At 36.8% G+C, this 17,896-nt stretch carries 22 protein-coding genes; 16 read left to right on the top strand and 6 right to left on the bottom strand.

The features are described from left to right. Positions 1-21: 21 nt before the first annotated feature. Both ACT53H_RS05150 and ACT53H_RS05155 read right to left on the bottom strand, forming a co-directional pair. A complete protein-coding gene (locus tag ACT53H_RS05150; protein WP_133974777.1) occupies positions 22-378 on the bottom strand; it encodes a helix-turn-helix domain-containing protein in 357 nt (118 codons plus the stop codon). A gap of 8 nt (positions 379-386) precedes the next feature. Further along, a complete protein-coding gene (locus tag ACT53H_RS05155; protein ID WP_133974779.1) occupies positions 387-638 on the bottom strand; it encodes a Cro/CI family transcriptional regulator in 252 nt (83 codons plus the stop codon). A gap of 108 nt (positions 639-746) precedes the next feature. Between ACT53H_RS05155 and ACT53H_RS05160 the strand changes: the two genes are divergently transcribed. The 9 genes from ACT53H_RS05160 to ACT53H_RS05200 all read left to right on the top strand — a co-directional run bounded on the left by ACT53H_RS05160 (position 747) and on the right by ACT53H_RS05200 (position 6,638). Continuing rightward, positions 747-1,538 carry a LexA family transcriptional regulator gene (locus ACT53H_RS05160; RefSeq protein WP_476008790.1) on the top strand — a complete coding sequence of 264 codons (792 nt, stop codon included), beginning with the start codon at positions 747-749 and terminating at the stop codon, positions 1,536-1,538. A gap of 84 nt (positions 1,539-1,622) precedes the next feature. Continuing rightward, positions 1,623-2,126, top strand: a complete 504-nt coding sequence (locus ACT53H_RS05165) for a hypothetical protein (RefSeq protein ID WP_476008791.1) — start codon at positions 1,623-1,625, stop codon at positions 2,124-2,126. Beyond that, a complete protein-coding gene (locus ACT53H_RS05170; protein WP_476008792.1) occupies positions 2,123-2,674 on the top strand; it encodes a helix-turn-helix domain-containing protein in 552 nt (183 codons plus the stop codon). Before ACT53H_RS05165 ends, ACT53H_RS05170 begins: the two co-directional genes overlap by 4 nt. Beyond that, complete coding sequence (locus tag ACT53H_RS05175) at positions 2,667-2,981, top strand: hypothetical protein (protein WP_476008793.1); 315 nt, start codon at positions 2,667-2,669, stop codon at positions 2,979-2,981. Before ACT53H_RS05170 ends, ACT53H_RS05175 begins: the two co-directional genes overlap by 8 nt. A gap of 196 nt (positions 2,982-3,177) precedes the next feature. Next, entirely contained in the window at positions 3,178-3,618 is a 441-nt protein-coding gene (locus ACT53H_RS05180; protein ID WP_476008794.1) for a hypothetical protein, read from the top strand. Positions 3,619-3,620: 2 nt separating this feature from the next. Beyond that, positions 3,621-3,947, top strand: coding sequence for a hypothetical protein (locus ACT53H_RS05185; protein WP_476008795.1), 327 nt, complete (start codon positions 3,621-3,623; stop codon positions 3,945-3,947). A gap of 13 nt (positions 3,948-3,960) precedes the next feature. After that, positions 3,961-5,121: an ATP-binding protein gene (locus ACT53H_RS05190; RefSeq protein WP_476008796.1), complete on the top strand. Its 1,161-nt coding sequence runs from the start codon at positions 3,961-3,963 to the stop codon at positions 5,119-5,121. Continuing rightward, entirely contained in the window at positions 5,118-6,314 is a 1,197-nt protein-coding gene (locus ACT53H_RS05195; RefSeq protein WP_476008797.1) for a hypothetical protein, read from the top strand. Before ACT53H_RS05190 ends, ACT53H_RS05195 begins: the two co-directional genes overlap by 4 nt. Before the next feature lie 75 nt (positions 6,315-6,389). Continuing rightward, positions 6,390-6,638: a helix-turn-helix domain-containing protein gene (locus ACT53H_RS05200; protein ID WP_476008798.1), complete on the top strand. Its 249-nt coding sequence runs from the start codon at positions 6,390-6,392 to the stop codon at positions 6,636-6,638. A gap of 422 nt (positions 6,639-7,060) precedes the next feature. Here ACT53H_RS05200 and ACT53H_RS05205 read toward each other — a convergent pair whose 3' ends face one another. The 3 genes from ACT53H_RS05205 to ACT53H_RS05215 form a co-directional block, all read right to left on the bottom strand. Further along, positions 7,061-7,381: a hypothetical protein gene (locus ACT53H_RS05205; protein ID WP_476008799.1), complete on the bottom strand. Its 321-nt coding sequence runs from the start codon at positions 7,379-7,381 to the stop codon at positions 7,061-7,063. Positions 7,382-7,474: 93 nt separating this feature from the next. After that, entirely contained in the window at positions 7,475-7,588 is a 114-nt protein-coding gene (locus ACT53H_RS05210) for a hypothetical protein (protein ID WP_004793930.1), read from the bottom strand. A 113-nt stretch (positions 7,589-7,701) separates the two neighbouring features. Next, a complete protein-coding gene (locus ACT53H_RS05215) occupies positions 7,702-8,046 on the bottom strand; it encodes a hypothetical protein (RefSeq protein WP_476008800.1) in 345 nt (114 codons plus the stop codon). Between the two features lie 223 nt (positions 8,047-8,269). On the opposite strand from ACT53H_RS05215, the gene ACT53H_RS05220 reads away from it, so the two are divergent. The 5 genes from ACT53H_RS05220 to ACT53H_RS05240 all read left to right on the top strand — a co-directional run bounded on the left by ACT53H_RS05220 (position 8,270) and on the right by ACT53H_RS05240 (position 14,679). After that, a complete protein-coding gene (locus ACT53H_RS05220; RefSeq protein ID WP_476008801.1) occupies positions 8,270-8,854 on the top strand; it encodes a 5-formyltetrahydrofolate cyclo-ligase in 585 nt (194 codons plus the stop codon). A gap of 445 nt (positions 8,855-9,299) precedes the next feature. After that, positions 9,300-11,729 (top strand): endopeptidase La, encoded by a 2,430-nt coding sequence (lon, locus tag ACT53H_RS05225; protein WP_005303397.1) that lies wholly within the window; start codon positions 9,300-9,302, stop codon positions 11,727-11,729. Positions 11,730-12,032: 303 nt separating this feature from the next. Next, entirely contained in the window at positions 12,033-12,512 is a 480-nt protein-coding gene (gene rlmH, locus ACT53H_RS05230; RefSeq protein WP_476008802.1) for a 23S rRNA (pseudouridine(1915)-N(3))-methyltransferase RlmH, read from the top strand. 112 nt (positions 12,513-12,624) lie between these two features. After that, positions 12,625-13,401: a DODA-type extradiol aromatic ring-opening family dioxygenase gene (locus ACT53H_RS05235; RefSeq protein WP_476008803.1), complete on the top strand. Its 777-nt coding sequence runs from the start codon at positions 12,625-12,627 to the stop codon at positions 13,399-13,401. A 168-nt stretch (positions 13,402-13,569) separates the two neighbouring features. Further along, positions 13,570-14,679 (top strand): META and DUF4377 domain-containing protein, encoded by a 1,110-nt coding sequence (locus tag ACT53H_RS05240; protein ID WP_004793936.1) that lies wholly within the window; start codon positions 13,570-13,572, stop codon positions 14,677-14,679. Between the two features lie 54 nt (positions 14,680-14,733). Here ACT53H_RS05240 and gdhA read toward each other — a convergent pair whose 3' ends face one another. Then, positions 14,734-16,137 (bottom strand): NADP-specific glutamate dehydrogenase, encoded by a 1,404-nt coding sequence (gene gdhA / locus ACT53H_RS05245; RefSeq protein WP_174728305.1) that lies wholly within the window; start codon positions 16,135-16,137, stop codon positions 14,734-14,736. A gap of 272 nt (positions 16,138-16,409) precedes the next feature. On the opposite strand from gdhA, the gene ACT53H_RS05250 reads away from it, so the two are divergent. After that, a complete protein-coding gene (locus tag ACT53H_RS05250; RefSeq protein ID WP_443271658.1) occupies positions 16,410-17,201 on the top strand; it encodes an RnfABCDGE type electron transport complex subunit B in 792 nt (263 codons plus the stop codon). Then, on the top strand, positions 17,202-17,891 hold the full coding sequence (gene nth, locus ACT53H_RS05255) for an endonuclease III (protein ID WP_476008804.1): 690 nt from the start codon (positions 17,202-17,204) through the stop codon (positions 17,889-17,891). The last annotated feature ends 5 nt before the right edge of the window (positions 17,892-17,896 follow it).

Consider the following 17,896-nt stretch of genomic DNA (forward strand, 5'->3'; position numbering starts at 1 on the left):
GTTCGCGCAGGTAGTGGTTTTTTAATATCCGAGCTTTTCTTTTTGCCCACTGATTTCGTCATGAAATAAGTCATCTACGGTTTCAATACGATTCATCCAACTTTTGGACATGACTAAAAGTGCAGCAACTCTTTCTTTATCAATACTTTGATAATCCTTAGGTACAACCTTCAATCCAAGTAAACTCAATAGCTCGCAAAACATTTCAATTTCATTCAAGCCATTGTTTTTCTTGTCAGTTTTAAGCCGAGTAATAGTGCTTGGATCTACACCTAGTTGCTCAGCAATCTCTTTTTGATTGCCCATATCAAGACCATGCAATATGCGAGAAACGTCATTTCTGGCACTTGCAGATAGTTCAACTGATAATTTGCTCATGGTTATTCCTAAGCGGTTAATGTTCCAAGGTTTTTGTTTAAACCCATTTGAGGGCGTAGTTCTATCCAGATATCTTGATAACTATCTGGGAAAAGTTCTTTTCTGGTGGTCAACCCAAGATCTTCGGCAATTACTGCAAGTCTAATTTTTCTATCTAGGGGTATAGCTTTCCATCCACTTACGGATGAAGGAGCAATACCCAGAAGTCTTGCTACCGCTGTGACACCACCCAATACATCAATAAGTTGTGCGTCATTCATAACGTGCTCCTAATTTCTCACCAATTATTAGGTATTCCTTATATTAAATCAATAGGAATACCTAATTTTATTTATGTTAGGATTCCCTAATATTGTAAGGATAGTTTTATGAACACTCTTGCTGAACGTCTCAGATATGCTATGGAAGTCTTACCAAAAAAGAAGATTAAAGGTGTAGACCTTGCTAGAGCTGTGGGTGTAAAACCTCCTTCCGTAAGTGATTGGCTTTCAGGTAAATCAAAAAAAATGGAAGGTGAAAACCTTTTAAAAGCTGCTAAGTTCTTGAAAGTAAGTGCTGCTTGGCTAGCAACAGGTGTTGGTGAACCAACAGAAGAACTTAATAAAGATACTGCAATAGTTGAAAGTGACTCTCAATTTAAAATTATTGATATTGAAGCATTTAAAAAGAAATACAACATTTCTGAAAGTGATGAAGCAGTCCTTTTTTCAACTATTGTTGAGAAACCTTTTGTACCCTCTTCAAAACGATGGGTGCCTGTAAAAGCCTATTCAAAAATGGGAATGGACGGCTACTTCGTGGATATGGGATTTGAAGGAAATGGTGGAGATGGATATATCCCAACTCATACCGCTGGAGCAAAGGCCTATGCTGTAAAAGGTACTGGCGATTCTATGTTTCCTGCAATACGCAATGGTTGGTATGTAGTATGCGATCCAGATGCAGAACCTGTACCAATGGAATTTGTTCAAGTTTGTTTAAAAGACGGACGTTGCACGATTAAAGAATTTATAGGTATTCAAAACGATGTTCTAAGCCTTATCGCAGTTAATGGTGGAGAAAGACTCACATTTAATATGGATGAAGTTGAGAGCATTACAGCAATTACTGATATTGTTCCACCCAGTCAACATAGACAAGAACACCCTAAAGCTAATTGAATGAGTAAAATCAATACAAACTAGATATAAAATTTTTATTAATCGGCAATTGAAATTAGTTCACTTATAAGGTAACTTTCGCTCATGATAGACCCTTACTTTTTCAGATTGGAGCAAATAGGTTTTCCAAAAAACCTACATAGTATAGTCCTACCCGAAAATATAAAGGTTTATATGCTTTCTTCATCGTGTAAGAAAAACGATGTATTTCTTTATCGAGATAGAGCTGAATTTGCCCTAAGTAGTGCGCGTGATGATGCGGATGTGATTCGCCTATTCACTCAATTAGTTTCGAAGTTAGAACAATGTTTGATCATAAATGAAATTTTTGATTTCTATGATTCTAAAGAGTTACATCGTGCCCATACGACTAAAATAGATGGGAAAGATATATCGGTTTACCGAATTAGAAAGGCGAGTATCCGCTTATATTTAGTATGTATTGGTGATGTAATGATCCTTTTTAGATTAGCACCTAAAAGAAGGGATAAAATTGATGACTCAGAGAAAATGATTATTGATGAGCGAGTTAAAGCAATTTTTCAATACCCTATTGAATCACATGATTTTTTGGTGAGGTTATTATGAGCAAGGTATCATTAATTGGTGAAGAATATGATGTTGATATGTCCATTATTAAGATGGAACAGGTTGCATCTCACCTAATAGGCTTGCTTCGCCATAACAAAATTTCACGCTCAGAATTGGCCCAAAAACTTGGTTGGTCGAAAGGGCGTGTTACAAAAGTTTTATCTGGTGATGTAAATCTTACTATCAAAACAATTACAACAATTACTCAAAAACTTGGATATGATTTTGAGGTAGTTTTTCATAATAAAAATTATGAAAAACCTAAGCAGCCATGGCAAATTGATCGTGAAAAAGCTATTCCTACTCCCTTGTTAAAAAGTAGAAATATTGAAGCTTTGAATGTAGTTTTTCAAATCGAATCTGGCGAACAAGTTGTGGAGTCGGTATTAGCCGGTAAAGAAAAAGATCTATATCTAAGTATATCGCAACTAGATAAAAATCATCATCCAAGTTCTATTTCTGTTGCGCAGCAAATGACATTAGATAATAAATCTATCAATATCACTTATTTGAATCACAACATGAAGGTTGCATATCATGAGTAAAGATAAAATCAAAATCGTTGATGAAAAGAACGATTTATTAACTAGAATTAATCCTAATTTGCAACCTACCTATGCAGATCATGTTTTACAAGTAGCGATGGAAACCAATGGTTTAAAACTAGTTCTTGGCTACAGAGTGAATAATGAAGTAATACATAACGCAACTGTTGTTATGCCTATGAATGTAGTCTTTGGATTGCAAGATGCTCTAAATGGCTTTTTTTCAAATACTGAATTTCAAAAAGTAATTTTAGAGAGTTCTGAAAATTCAATAAAAACCTTAAAAGAAAGATTCGAGAAAAACTAATTCATGTTTATAGAAGCCCACCTTTTGGTGGGTTTTCTTTTATCTAAAAAAAATTAAAAAATTAGGAATATCTAATTTAATTAGGAATACCTATTGACTTAATAATTAGGTTTGCCTAATATTTATCTCACAGACAACAAAAAAGCACACCGACTCTCTGACCTTCCGATGTGCTTTGCATACTGCGAGATCAATTATGAATGCAAAAGCAATTCCACACAAGCATAAGGTAACTGGCATTACAGCAATTGCTGTACTAGTTGCTTTAGGTTCTTGTGAATACAAAACCGCTAATTCTAGCGTCCCTTCTAATTACAACTACGAAAGTGAACAAGTAGTCGCATCTGAATATCAGTTATTAGCAGCAACCAAAACGGGTGAAAACTCAGGTGAGGCAGTAATACGTATTGATGGATTTAAGCTAAAAGTTGGCTTTGATTTTCATGGTGTAAAAGATAGCTACGGTGTTGCCGGATCTGACTTTACAGCTGCTGAAATTACAAACCTAGCTATTGAGTCAGTAACAGATTTAAGCGGCAAACCCTTTAATGATTTTACTAATCGTGATGACCATCGAAATATAAATACTTTATTGGTTGGCTACATCGATCGTAACCATTGGATCGAGGAGGCTTAATCATGACTAATTTCAAAAAACACCCTGACGGCTACAAGTCATATTTAGGTCGTGATGAAAAAGGTCTCTACTCAGTTCGCATAGGCTGGCAAGTATTTGCTTCAAACGCTAATGGCGAAGTGCTGTACAAAATCAACAAGGATGGCGTTAAAACCCCTTTAAATGTTGAGAAGTTCAAAACTGAATATCCGAAAGTTTGGGATGTACTCACCCAAGAAATAGATTTTCAACGTAGAAAGCAGCTCGCTATAAAGCTACTTGAAACAAATATCTCTTCTCAGGACCGCAAAACGTATAAGCAACAACGCGGCTTTACTGGTAGTCGATAGGAGCAAAAATATTATGGCTATTGAAGTTTTTACACCCGAACAAACGTTATTGGTTCAAAGCGTAATTTGTTACCTATATACAGACCCTGGTCTTGGTAAAAGTTCCATCGCTCATACAGCTAACAAGCCTGTAATTTTTGACTTTGACAAAGGTCAGCATCGCGTAGCACCTGAGCTTCGCCGAGGCACCATTGTACGTATTGATTCATGGTTAGACCTTGAGAATTTAAAAGATAGTTTTTATGACAACTATCTAACAATTGTGGCTGATACCGTTGGGGCTATGTTAGACGCTATTAAGGATCAACTTTTAAAGAACCCCGACAATAGACAACGTGACCAAACCCTAACCCTTAAAGCTCAAGGTTTGGCTGGTAATAAGTTTATGACTATGGTCCGTAAATGGCAGGGCCTTGGTAAAGATGTTGTATTTATTGCCCATGCAGTTGAAGAGGAAGCGGGCAAAGAGAAGCTCAAAGTATATAGACCAGATCTCGCTGGCAAAAACCGAAATTTACTTTACCGCATGGCAGATGTAATGGGCTATTTACACTCTTCTACAGATGAGAATGGAGATACCAATCGTACGATTCTTTTCAATCCTACGCCTACTCATCATGCTAAAAACTCAGGTCGATTAGGAACGGTAATGACTACTTCGAGTGGAGCTGAAATTTGTACCGGCCAAGTACCTGTTCCAGAATTGAGTAGCTCACCTACTTTTTTAGCGGATCTACTTAAACAAGCAAAAGATCACATTAATACTTTAACTCCAATACAAGCCGCTGAGATTAAAGCCCAAGCCGATCTCAGCAACTTCAAACAGTCGTGTATTGAAGCTAATCATGCTGGTGATTTAAACCAGCTTACTGAATCTCTCGACAGAGAACATAAATATGCCCTACCTATGTGGCATGCAGTTCAGTTACGTGCACGCGAAATGAAATGCACATTTGACCAAGAGCAAAAAAAGTGGAAAAACCCACCTGAGTTTAAAGGCATTTCAAATGAACAGCGTGATGAATTACAGGGTTTCATTGGTGAGCGCGGTCTCGATGTGAAAACAGTTTGTGAGCATTTCGGTATTGATGCCCTAACTCAAATTGAAGCGGCAAAACTACAAGCGGTTAAACAAGAAATTGAAACATTGGCTAAAACAGGAATGACAGCATGAATAATTTACTAACAGCTTCTGAAGCATTCGCAGCTCTTCAAAAGGGTAAAACAATTCTTTGTCGTCCTGAGGGCGATATGTTGGACTTTGCTGACTTGGATCAGTTCCCTGCTTCTATTTTTGGGAAACAGGGTTATGAATATTGTATCAAAGTAGAGCTAATGAATATTGCAGGTATCGAATTTGCTAAACCTCTTACACTTGAAGATGTAAGACTTGATCAAGACATATACCTTGTAGAGCCAACCGGTAGTATTTATTGGTACAAATACAATGAGATTCCAGCACTTAAAACTGCAATTGCCAATGGATTTGCTCAAGCAGATGTAGAAAATGCTCGTCTCCAGTTAAAAGCATTTTGCGCTGCGGTTGGGCGTGATGTAGATACTAGCGAAGCTCGAACTGTTCCTATTGGTGATGCTGATAAGCAAAAAGCGCCTAAGAAAAAATCTTCTAAGTCTACAACTCAAAAACAGATTGTGGTAACTCAAGCTGAAGATCTTCCAGAAAATTTAGCTACTGCTTTAGATAGTGCAATTGTTATTACCGAACAATCCTATGTTTCGTCTTCAGAAGACTTTTTAGTTCAGCCTGCCACTGAGCCAGATGTAAAACCGGATTCAAATACTCAATTTGAAATTTTGCTCGATGCGATTCGTATTTGTAATTCAGAGAAAGAACTTGATTCAACTTGCGCAAATCTGGAAAAAGAAGGTTTTTCACCTGAACAAATCAAATCGATTAATGAGGCTAAACAAAACCGCCTAACTGAGCTGGACGCCCAAGAAATTGATGCAGCTATTCCAATTGAAATGCCTGCTAACTTTAAATCTTTAAAACAAAGTATTTGTGACGCAACCAAACCTGAAGCAGTAAATGCAGTAATGAACTACACAGGTAAGTGGACTGAAGAGCAACGAAATGTACTAGTGCTTGAGATGCATAAAAAACTTGCTGAGTTAGATCAAGGCAAGAAACAAGAAAATGAACCACCCTATTTATTAGAAAAAATCCAAGCAGCTCCAGACCTTGAAAGTTTAGATGCTTTAGTAATTGAAGTTTCAAAACGTGACGAATTCATTCAACCCAAATTAATGGGTGCAGTTAAGAAACGCCGTTTTGAACTTGAAACCTCTAAGACCGCAATACCTGAAAAGGCTGAACCTGAATATCTATTAGGAGTTGATGGATGAAAGAAGTGCTCTACGGAACAAATACTTTTTGGTTTTTAGCTTTTTTAATAGCAGTGTTTTGGTGAGGTAATCTAAATGAAATGTATTAATAAACAAGCTGAGATTGATAAATTCAATGCCGCCAATGATGATGAAGAATTTTCACCAGAATCACTTGCGGCAATACTTGATGTTTCAACCTCATGGTTGCAGAAAAAGCGCTGTGAAGGTGGCGGCATTCCTTTTGCTAAAGTTCACTATCGAAAAATTATTTATAAAAAAGCTGATGTTTTAGCTTATATTGAACGGCAGCGCATCCAATCAACATCACAAATGGCGGTTTAACCGCCTTTTTTTGTAAAAATTTAATAGGCAAACAATAGGCTAAAAACCATTAAAAATAGGCAAATTTGAATAAATAGGCAGATAGTAGGCAAATAACGTATACTGTCGTATCATGACATGAGCTTTAATATTGTTTCAGGTATTTTGATTAAAATACAAATACTTGAAAATAATTTTCATGTGCTTATATATGTTCTAATATCGTTTCGTAGTGCTATAAAATCACTTTTACCCGAGAACTCATCGGGTTCAGGGTAACGACACATGCAGCGGCATCTTCGGAGCATTTAGTTTTAACTTTAAGAAAAATTCAAAATATTTATTTTAATTTAGCTTTGCATACAGACCTTTTAGTCTAAAATTTTCTTTTTTAAACATTAAATTGCAGCTTAGCTAATTAATCTACTCCGCGTTCTCTAATATTATTTTTTATTTCTACTCAGACACTCTTCATACCAGCCTGTTTGAAAGTCTTCTATTGCCTTTCTTTTAAAGAAACTGGTTCTAAATACTTTGGCAGAGTAAGCCGAGTTAATTAAATCTTGGTAAAGTTGTTTGGCTTTTGGGTCTTCAAGACCATTCGCTATCTGTTGCAAGTCTTGAGATGGAACTTTTTGTTGACGTGCTTCCATGACAGTATGAGCCACTTTTTTTACCACATTACAAATATCAGGATCACTTACATTGTCGTCGGCATGACATCCTAAAGCAAAAAAACTAAGAAAAAATAATTTATACTTCATGATCCTACCTTATTTTTATAGTTTGAAATTTATAACAAAATTTAATTATAAAAAAAAGAAATAGAAGATTTCTTACTATTTCTTTTTAAAAGATTACGCTGGATTAATCACGTAAAAATAAATAATAAGCCCAGCTAAAACAGTTGAAGCAATCGTTAAGTATGTACCGACGGTATTAAAACTCTGTAAGAATTTCAAGATTTCCATATCTAGAACCCCCTAAATTAGCAACTATAAAGACAAAATGAAATTTACCACAACTTAATAATGCCAATCAATTCACACTTATCTGATTTTTTGAGATTTAACACATCAATTAATTATTGGTTACACCTAATTGCAAAGGCATCTTTGTAGTAATCAGTTGCACTCTTCAAATCTGACAATAATTTTTCTTCGGTATAAGGTTTAGGTGAAATTCTAATTAATGCAGGCATATATTGGGTCTTATAAACCTCAGGATAGTCATGGCACAAGATTTTGACTTTAACTTCTTGTGGCGTATTCGGATTATCCAGTTGATCTAAAAACTCTCCAATTTTACGGTCAGACTCTTCGAATTGAGCTTTATAGTCCACTTCAGCAGCTTCAGGTTCTGTTTGTTTTGTACACCCGCTTAGCATCAATACGGCGCTTATTGTAGTGGTTAAAATTTTTAACTTCATAGGCTTAACAATTTCACATTCATCCTTTTAAATATTCTTATCTGATTAAATGTAAATAAATACTGGTAATACGTAAAGAAATAGAATTTTTTATCGCTAAAGAAAATACCTCTCATCAAGTAAATTTTAAGTTATTTCTTAATTAGTCCTCTATTTCCATAAATCTTAAGAAAAATAGGTATAATTTTGCTCGACTGATCTCAAATCTTTGTTAGATTTACACATGAATGAACTTAGTTTTATTAGAAAAAATTTAAGATCTAAAAGACGCTCTTTGTCCTCATTGGAGCAAAAAAAAGCTCAGCTTAATGTTCTGCATCATTTAAACAGTCTTGCTATTTTTCATTCATCAAAAAAAATTGGTTTATATCTGCATGCCTTCGGAGAAGTTCATACAGATCTGATCATAAAATTATGTTTTAAAAAAAATAAACAAGTTTATTTACCTATGATTTGTTCTATGAATCAACGTTTAGTTTGGGTAAAAATATCTAGAAACCAATATTTAAATCGACGTTTTTCTCATCATCCATTGGGTATGAAAGAACCCATGGCAACAAGAGGAAAACATGTATCAAAACTTGATTTACTGTTAATGCCACTTTTAGCTTGTGATCACTACGGTACGCGTATTGGTATGGGAGGCGGCTATTATGACCGTACATTGGCTAGTGCAAAACATAAACCTTATCGTTTGGGAATGGCTCATCAATTTCAATTTATTGAACATACTTTAAAACGTCAAAGTTGGGATCAACCTTTAGATGCTTTACTCACCCCTCAACATATTTATTATTTTAAAAGATAATATTTATATGAAAATTAAAATTAGTCTTAAGTTTTTAATGCCCCTAAAATCATAAAAGTAACCACCCTAAGGATGGTTACTTCTACGTGACAGACCGATTTACCAATTTATAGTAACACGGCTATTTAATGTTCAACATTAAATAAGTTTTGCATTATTGTTAATTATACAATGCCGATAAATGACATAAGAAAATGGTTATTTTTCATCCAAACGTCTTTTCTACTATATGAATATTTCATAATTATTAAGCTAAATTACCTATCCTTTCTACAAAATTATATTCTTCTTAAGAATTAATCCATTGATTCATAATATTTTAATAAAAAAGTTGACTAAATTAGTCATTTTTTCCACATTTTCTATAGAGAGGCCCTTGTAATTTTTGAAATACACATCACTATAAAAAACATGGCAACCTCGTTGTCACTCATTAGGAGTGCCCATGTCTGAACTTATTATGAATGAAAAAACTGACTTAGAGCCTCAGGTTCCAAGTGTATTACCACTTTTAGCGTTACGTGATGTAGTGGTCTATCCACACATGCAAATTGCGTTATTCGTGGGTCGTGAAAAATCGATCAATGCAGTTGATGTGGCTCGTAACAGTGACAATTTAGTATTTGTAGTTGCGCAAAAAGATTCGCTTACAGAAGATATTGATCACGATAACCTTTATCAGTACGGAACTGTCGCTAAGATTGTTCAGGTTGTAAATCATGAGAATGATGAAAACTGTATCAAAGTACTGATTGAAGGGTTACAGCGCTCTAAGCTTGAAAAAATTATCGATGAAGATAGCCATTTGACTGCTGAGCATAGCTTAAGTCCAATGACAATTAACGTAGATAAAGCTACTCAAGAAACTCGTTTACAAGAGTTGCGTAATTTATTTGCTCAATATGCTGAAGCAAAATTACGTAATGCACGTGAACTCGTTGCAGCTGCTAATAAAATTGAAGACTTGCTACAGCTTATGTTCTTCGTGGCTACACGTGTACCTCTAAATATTGAAATTAAACAGAAGTTTTTAGAGCACGATGAATTTGAAGCACATTTGCAAGAGCTTATGAGCTACTTGGTTAATCAATCTGCCGAACAGCAAATTGAACAAACTTTGCATGACAGCGTAAAACGCCAAATGGAAAAAAACCAACGTGAATACTTTCTAAATGAAAAAATGAAAGTCATTCAACGTGAACTTTCTGACATGAATGGTGGCGCTGAAGATGACGTTGCTGAAATAGAAAAACGTCTAACTGAAGCTGATTTACCTGAACACGTACGTAAAAAAGCTGAAGCTGAGTTCCGTAAGCTTAAAGCAATGCAACCTGCATCTAGTGAAGCGGCTGTTGTACGTAACTATCTAGAAGTAATTTTAGATACGCCGTGGAATAAAGCGAGCAAAGTCAGCATTAACCTTGCGAAAGCTCAAGAGATTCTTGATACTGATCACTACGGCTTAGATGACGTTAAAGATCGTATTGTTGAATACTTAGCTGTTCAGTCTCGTGTTAAAAAACTCAAAGGTCCTATCCTATGTTTAGTAGGCCCTCCTGGTGTAGGTAAAACTTCGCTTGGTGAATCAGTTGCGAAAGCAACAGGTCGTGAGTTTGTTCGTATGGCACTCGGTGGCGTACGTGACGAAGCTGAAATTCGTGGTCACCGTCGTACTTATATTGGTGCGATGCCAGGTAAAATCGTGCAGTCTTTAACAAAAGTTGGCGTGAAGAACCCACTGTTCTTACTCGACGAAATTGATAAGATGGCACAAGACTACCGTGGTGATCCTGCTTCTGCATTGCTTGAAGTATTAGATCCATCACAAAACAGTAAGTTCAACGATCACTATTTAGATCTTGATCTTGACCTATCTGAAGTGATGTTCATCTGTACTGCAAACAGCATGAATATTCCTGAGGCATTGCTTGACCGTATGGAAGTTATTCGTCTACCGGGTTATACCGAAGATGAAAAAGTTAACATTGCTGAACGTTACCTTGTTCCAAAAGCGATTAAGAACAATGGTCTGCGTGCAAAAGAGTTAACAATTCATGAAGAAGCGATTCGTGACATTGTTCAGCGCTATACACGTGAAGCGGGTGTACGTAGTTTAGAACGTGAAGTGTCTAAAATTGCGCGTAAAGTGGTAAAAGAAGCAGTAAGTAAAAAGTCTAAAAACTTACAACTTGATGTGACTTCTGCCAATCTTCCAGAATACTTAGGTCCACACAAGTTTGACTTTGGTATTGCAGAAGATGAAGCGCAAGTAGGCCGCGTAAATGGTCTAGCTTGGACATCTGTAGGTGGTGAGTTACTTACCATTGAAGTTGCAGCTGTCAAAGGTAAAGGTAAATTCATTACAACCGGTTCACTCGGTGATGTAATGAAAGAGTCTATTACCACAGCAATGACTTTAGTACGCACACGTGCCGATGAGCTAGGTATTGAAGCTTCTCGTTTTGAAGAAACTGATGTACATGTTCACTTACCAGAAGGCGCAACACCAAAAGATGGGCCATCTGCTGGTTTAGCATTAACAACTGCGCTTGTATCAGCATTTACAGGTATTGCGATTCGTCCCGATATTGCAATGACTGGTGAAACAAGCTTAGGTGGTCGTGCAATGCGTATCGGTGGCTTAAAAGAAAAACTTCTTGCAGCACACCGTGGTGGTATTAAACTTGTATTTATTCCACAAGATAACGTTCGTGATTTGGCAGAAATTCCAGCCAATGTTAAAGAAGGTTTAGAAATCAAAGCTGTGAAAAGTATTGATGACATCTTGCCTTTAGCATTAGTTTCGATGCCAAAGCCTTTACCTAAAACACCGATTGTAAAACCGGTGGAAGGTTCAAAAGCAGCACGTCACTAATTAAAATGCGAAAAAAGAGAGCTTCGGCTCTCTTTTTTTTGTTACACAATTTGATTGAAAAATATCCAACCATCCTCATAATAGGTATTAAGAGTATTTAATTAAATTAAGTATTCTTCGTTATCTATTATTTTATAGATAACCTTGTTTTATTCTCTATGATCATCTGAACTCCAGACAGATGATCATTTGATCGCAGTCCAACACCGTTTTTTGGACTGCGTTTTTTATGCCTATTTTACTACCGCGAATTCATCTCTTCCTCAGGTATAATGCGCCAGCTGTTTTAAATGAATAGATAATATGAAAATTCGTATTCTGACCATTGGTCAAAAAATGCCTGCTTGGGTTCTCACTGGTTTTGAAGATTACTTCAAACGTATTCAACCCTTTGTGCAAACTCAAGTCATTGAACTTCCTATGGCAAAACGTGGTAAGAATGATTCAGAAGCGGATATTTTAAAATATTGTCAAATTGAAGGTGAAAGTATTTTAAATGCTTTAAAACCGAATGAAACTTTAATTGCTCTAGAGGTCGGTGGCCGAGAACTCAGCACAGAGAAACTGGCTGACACCATGAAACAGTGGATGCTTGAAGGCAATGATGTAGCACTTGCTATTGGTGGACCAGATGGTTTATCAGATCAAGTACGTAAAACTGCCGCATGGCATTGGTCACTCTCAAAACTCACAATGCCCCATCCTTTAGTACGTGTTTTATTAATTGAGCAACTATATCGGGCAATGACTATTAATCATAATCATCCCTATCACCGTGCATAAAAACAACAACCGTTTCATTTTAGGAACAATCCGTTGAAATCAGGATACTTTTAACATGTCCTGATTTTGGCATAATAACTATTATTCTGCTTTTTAACTCAGGTGTAATGCAATGGAACTACAAACCCTTCCCGGACTGTTTATTTCACATGGTTCACCCATGCTTGCACTTGATCCAGAACAAGTAGGCCCTGCTCTACACCGCTTAGGTGCTAATCTTCCAGCACCTAAGGCAATCATTGTGATGTCTGCGCATTGGGAAAGTAAAGCACTTGAAGTGAGTATTTCGACTCGCCCTGAAACATGGCATGACTTCCGCGGCTTTCCTAAAGAGTTATATGAAATTCGCTACAGCGCGCCTGGGCAACCAGAACTTGCTGAAGAAATCTTAAAATTACTGGCAGATGCTCATTTAGTTGCACATGCGAATAGTACGCGCCCTCGTGACCATGGTGTATGGATGCCTCTATTGCACATGTATCCTGATGCTGACATTCCTGTCGTCGAGATTTCTTTGCCAACTAATTTAAGCGCACAAGAAATTTATCGTGTAGGACAAACGCTCGCGCCTTTACGTGATAAGCAGATTTTACTCATTGGTTCAGGCAGTATTACTCATAATCTTGCAGAGCTATCTTGGCAAGGAGACAACTCTAAAGTTCCAGAATGGGCCTCAACTTTTAGAAATGCTGTTGTGAATAAACTTACCCACCAAGATTATGATGGCGTACTGGACTGGCAATCGTTGCCGTATGTAAAACGCAATCATCCTACCCTAGAACATTTTGCCCCGTTGTTTTTTGCTATGGGCACAGGTAATCGTTTTACGATTGTTCACAGCAGCTTCACAATGGGCTCACTAGGCATGGACATCTATCGTTTTGATTAATTATTAGCAAATACCCCGTTTCGCGGGGTATATCATTATTTTTGTTGAAAATTAGAATAACTTACAAACTTATACATTTTAAAAACCGAAACAATCAAATGTTTACATTTTCTTTTTTTAAGAATGTTTTAAGCTTATTGCTGTTGTTTTTTTACTTGAAGTTTTTAAATGAAAATTAAATATTTAATTCTTGCGTTATTACCTTTTTCTTTGATGGCGTGTCAAACAGTTACTAATACTCCTGCTCCAATTGTATCTGAGCAACAACAAAACCTTGCAGCCACTTTAGGTGAATATGCTTGGACTTATCAAAATGTAAAAGCTTCTAAACCACTTATCCTTAACTTTAATGCAGATGGCAAATTAGCAATCAATACAGGTTGTAATGGCCAAGGCGGTACTTGGAAAGTTGAAGGTAACCAACTTGTTACATCTAACCTTGTTTCAACAATGATGGCTTGCCAAGATGATTTAATGAAACAAGAACAATTGTCGAATAGCATCTTTAGTGACGCAAAATTACCAATCGAAATTAGTAACAATAATGGTCAGGTGATTTTAAGCGTGACAGACAAAACTGGTCAAAAGCATATTTTCCAAGGTCAAAAAGCAGTGAATACTCAAGCTTTAACAGACTACTCTTGGTCTTATCAACCTGAAAATACAAAAAAACCTATCGTTCTTAACTTCACCAACGACCGTTTATCAATCGCAACAGGCTGTAACCGCCAAGGAACAACTTGGAAAGTTGAAAACAACACCATCGTAACTGCTGATGTAATGTCAACAATGATGGCGTGTGAACCTGCTTTAATGAAACAGGAACAATTTTCTAGCAGCCTTTTCCAAAAACGTGCGATTCCATTTGAACTCAATACCACAAACGTTGATCAACCAACACTAACGGTATCTGATGCTCAAGGTCAAAAATATACCTTTACTGGTAAAATGACACCTGAAGCAAAATATCAATCTGAAGGAAAAACTGTTTTCCTAGAAGTTGCTCCACAAACTAAATCATGTACTGGTGTCGCACCACAAACTTGTATGCAAGTTCGTGAAATTAAATATGATGACAAAGGCGTTAAAACTTACGCTGACAAAAACTGGTCATTATATTATGGCCAAATTGAAGGTTTTGAACACAATCCAGACCAACGCGTAATTTTACGTGTGAAACGTTTTGAAGTTAAAAATCCAGCAGCAGACCAATCTAGTCAAGCTGATGTATTAGATATGGTTGTTGAGCAAGAATTAGTTAAAAAACCTAAAAAATAAGTTTTTAAACTAAAAAAATCCGATGCTTTTGCATCGGATTTTTTATTTCTATTTTTAGAAAATACCTTGAGCAAGCATTGCATCAGCCACTTTTACAAAACCTGCAATATTGGCACCATCAACATAGTTCACAGTACCATCTTCTTTAGTACCGTATCTTACACAATTGGCATGAATGTCTTTCATAATTGCATGTAGACGCTCATCGACTTCAGCATGTGTCCAGCTTAAACGAATTGCATTTTGAGACATTTCTAAACCAGATGTTGCTACCCCACCCGCATTAGATGCTTTTCCTGGCGCATACAAAATTTTAGCTTCGATGAAGTGTTCAACTGCTTCAAGTGTAGATGGCATATTAGCGCCTTCAGCCACACAAATTACGCCATTTGCAATAAGCGTTTTAGCATCTTCACCTGTTAATTCATTTTGCGTAGCACATGGTAAAGCAATATCGACAGGAATATGCCACGGCGTTTTTCCTTCAAAATATTCAAAACCATGTTTAGAAGCAAACTCAGAAATTCGACCACGTTTAACGTTTTTCAGCTCCATGACTTCAACAAGCAGCTCATCTGTAAAACCGTTTTTTACATAAACCGTGCCGTTAGAGTCAGATAAAGTAACAACTTTCGCCCCTAAGAACATGGCCTTCTCTGCTGCATATTGTGCAACGTTACCAGAGCCAGAAACAGATACTGTTTTACCAGCAAAAGATTGTCCACGTGCTTTGAGCATTTCCTCTGCAAAATAAACCGTACCATAGCCAGTTGCTTCAGGACGCATTAAGCTACCACCAAATGAAATTCCCTTACCGGTAAAGACACAAGCGGTGTCATTACTCAGCTTTTTCATCATGCCTGCCATATAACCGACTTCACGCGCACCCACACCAATATCTCCCGCAGGAATATCAGTATTTGGTCCTAAATGGCGATAAAGCTCAATGATTAATGCCTGACAGAATCGCATAATTTCAGCATCAGATTTGCCTTTAGGATCGAAATCTGAACCACCTTTTCCCCCACCCATTGGTAAGGTGGTAAGGGAGTTTTTAAAAGTCTGCTCAAAACCTAAAAATTTTAAAATTGATAGATTGACCGATGGATGGAAACGCATTCCACCCTTGAATGGACCAATTGCTGAATTGTATTGAACACGGAAAGCTCGGTTAACTTGAGTCTGACCTTGATCATCCATCCATGAAACACGAAATTGAATCACACGCTCAGGTTCAACTAAGCGTTCTAACAAACCCTGCTCTGCATATTCCGGATTTTTTTCAATAAATGGCCACAAACTCGTCATTACTTCTTCGACAGCTTGTAAGAACTCAGGTTGATGCGGATCACGCGCTTGCACGTAATTCAGGAATTCATTCAGGTTGTTATATTTCAATGCACGGTCCTCAGCATAGTAATGAATTAAATTGGTGCAATACATTATTAAATGCATCATTTAGCAGCAAAATATTAAATCCCTTTCCATCAATTTTAACAATAGTTATTTTAAATTATTTTATTACCCTTAATTATCAAAAACTTATTTTTAGAAAAACGACGCAAAGATCAGAAATAGTCATTTAACTTTTCACTTTTATTGATCTATTATTGTGCAGAATTAGCGACATTTTAGGTCAATTAAAAACCCGATAAATTCGTTAAAATCCATTGACCTTACTTAGGTTTTTCTTCATTATCGCATCGTTTTAACCAAGCTATTTGCCCACTATGAATTCATCTATTTCTCTCATACGCGAGATTGATGCGTTATTACCACAAACACAATGTGGTCTATGTGGACATCGTGATGGATGTCTACCCTACGCAAAGTCGATTGCTGAAGGTGAAGAAGCAAATAAATGTGTTCCAGGTGGACAACCTGTTGCTGATGCACTCGCAAATCTATTAAATCGCTCTCCATTAACTGCTGAAAGAAGCGTATGGCCTGTACAAACAGATGGTCGTCCACAGCGAATGAAAGCAATTATTCGTGAAGATGAATGCATTGGCTGCACCAAATGTATTAGTGCTTGCCCTGTAGATGCTATTATTGGCAGTGGTAAGCTCATGCACACCATCTTGACTGACTTATGTACAGGTTGTGAGTTATGCATTTCACCATGTCCCGTAGATTGCATTGATTTGGTTGAAGACACGCAAGCTTTACCAAATGAACAACAACGTACTGCAGAGCAAAATGATTTAAGACAACGTTATTACGCTCATATTCAGCGTGAAGAAAAGCGTCGCAGTCACCGTAAAGGGCCTGTGGTACGTGCTGAAATAGATACTCAACTGTTTGCGCAGTTTTCTCAGGCACTTGATGAATTACCTTCAATTGAACTCATTGAGAAATCTAAAGAGACTGTGCCAACTGATGCTAAAACTACAATTGAGTTAGCTAAAATTCGTACACAAATTAAGAAACTGGAAAAACAGTTAAGTGTACGTGAAGATGCTAAAAAACGTCTTCAACTCGAAGAACTACAACAGCAACTCATGCAACTACAGGAGGTCTGAATGGCCGTCAAGAATATGACGAAAAAGCAGATTCAAATTTTCTTTGAACGTCTTCGCGAACAACGACCTTCACCTCAAACCGAATTAAAATATTCCTCTCCATTTGAGCTACTTATTGCAGTTATGTTGTCAGCTCAAGCTACCGACGTGAGTGTGAATAAAGCAACAGATAAGCTCTACCCTGTGGCGAATACCGCCGAAAAAATCTATAACTTAGGCGTAGATGGATTAAAGGAATATATTAAAACAATTGGCCTTTACAACGCTAAAGCCGAAAATGTCATTAAAACCTGTAAGATTTTAATGGAACAATTTAACGGCGAAGTTCCAAGCAACAGAAAAGACTTGGAAGCTTTACCTGGTGTCGGGCGTAAAACCGCAAATGTTGTTTTAAATACAGCTTTTGGACAACCGACTATGGCTGTTGATACCCATATTTTCCGAGTGGGAAATCGAACTGGTTTAGCCGTAGGTAAAAATGTACTTGAAGTTGAGCATCGCTTAATTAAGGTCATTCCTAAAGAATTTATTTTGGATTCCCATCACTGGCTTATATTGCACGGTCGTTATTGTTGTATTGCCCGTAAACCTAAATGCGCTGAATGTGTAGTTGCAGATGTTTGCAACTGGCCTGATCGCTTTGAATTTGGTGCACAAAAGCAAATTACTATTAAAAATATTGAAGCTTAAAAATA

It is taken from the genome of Acinetobacter sp. DMC2, assembly GCF_056314305.1.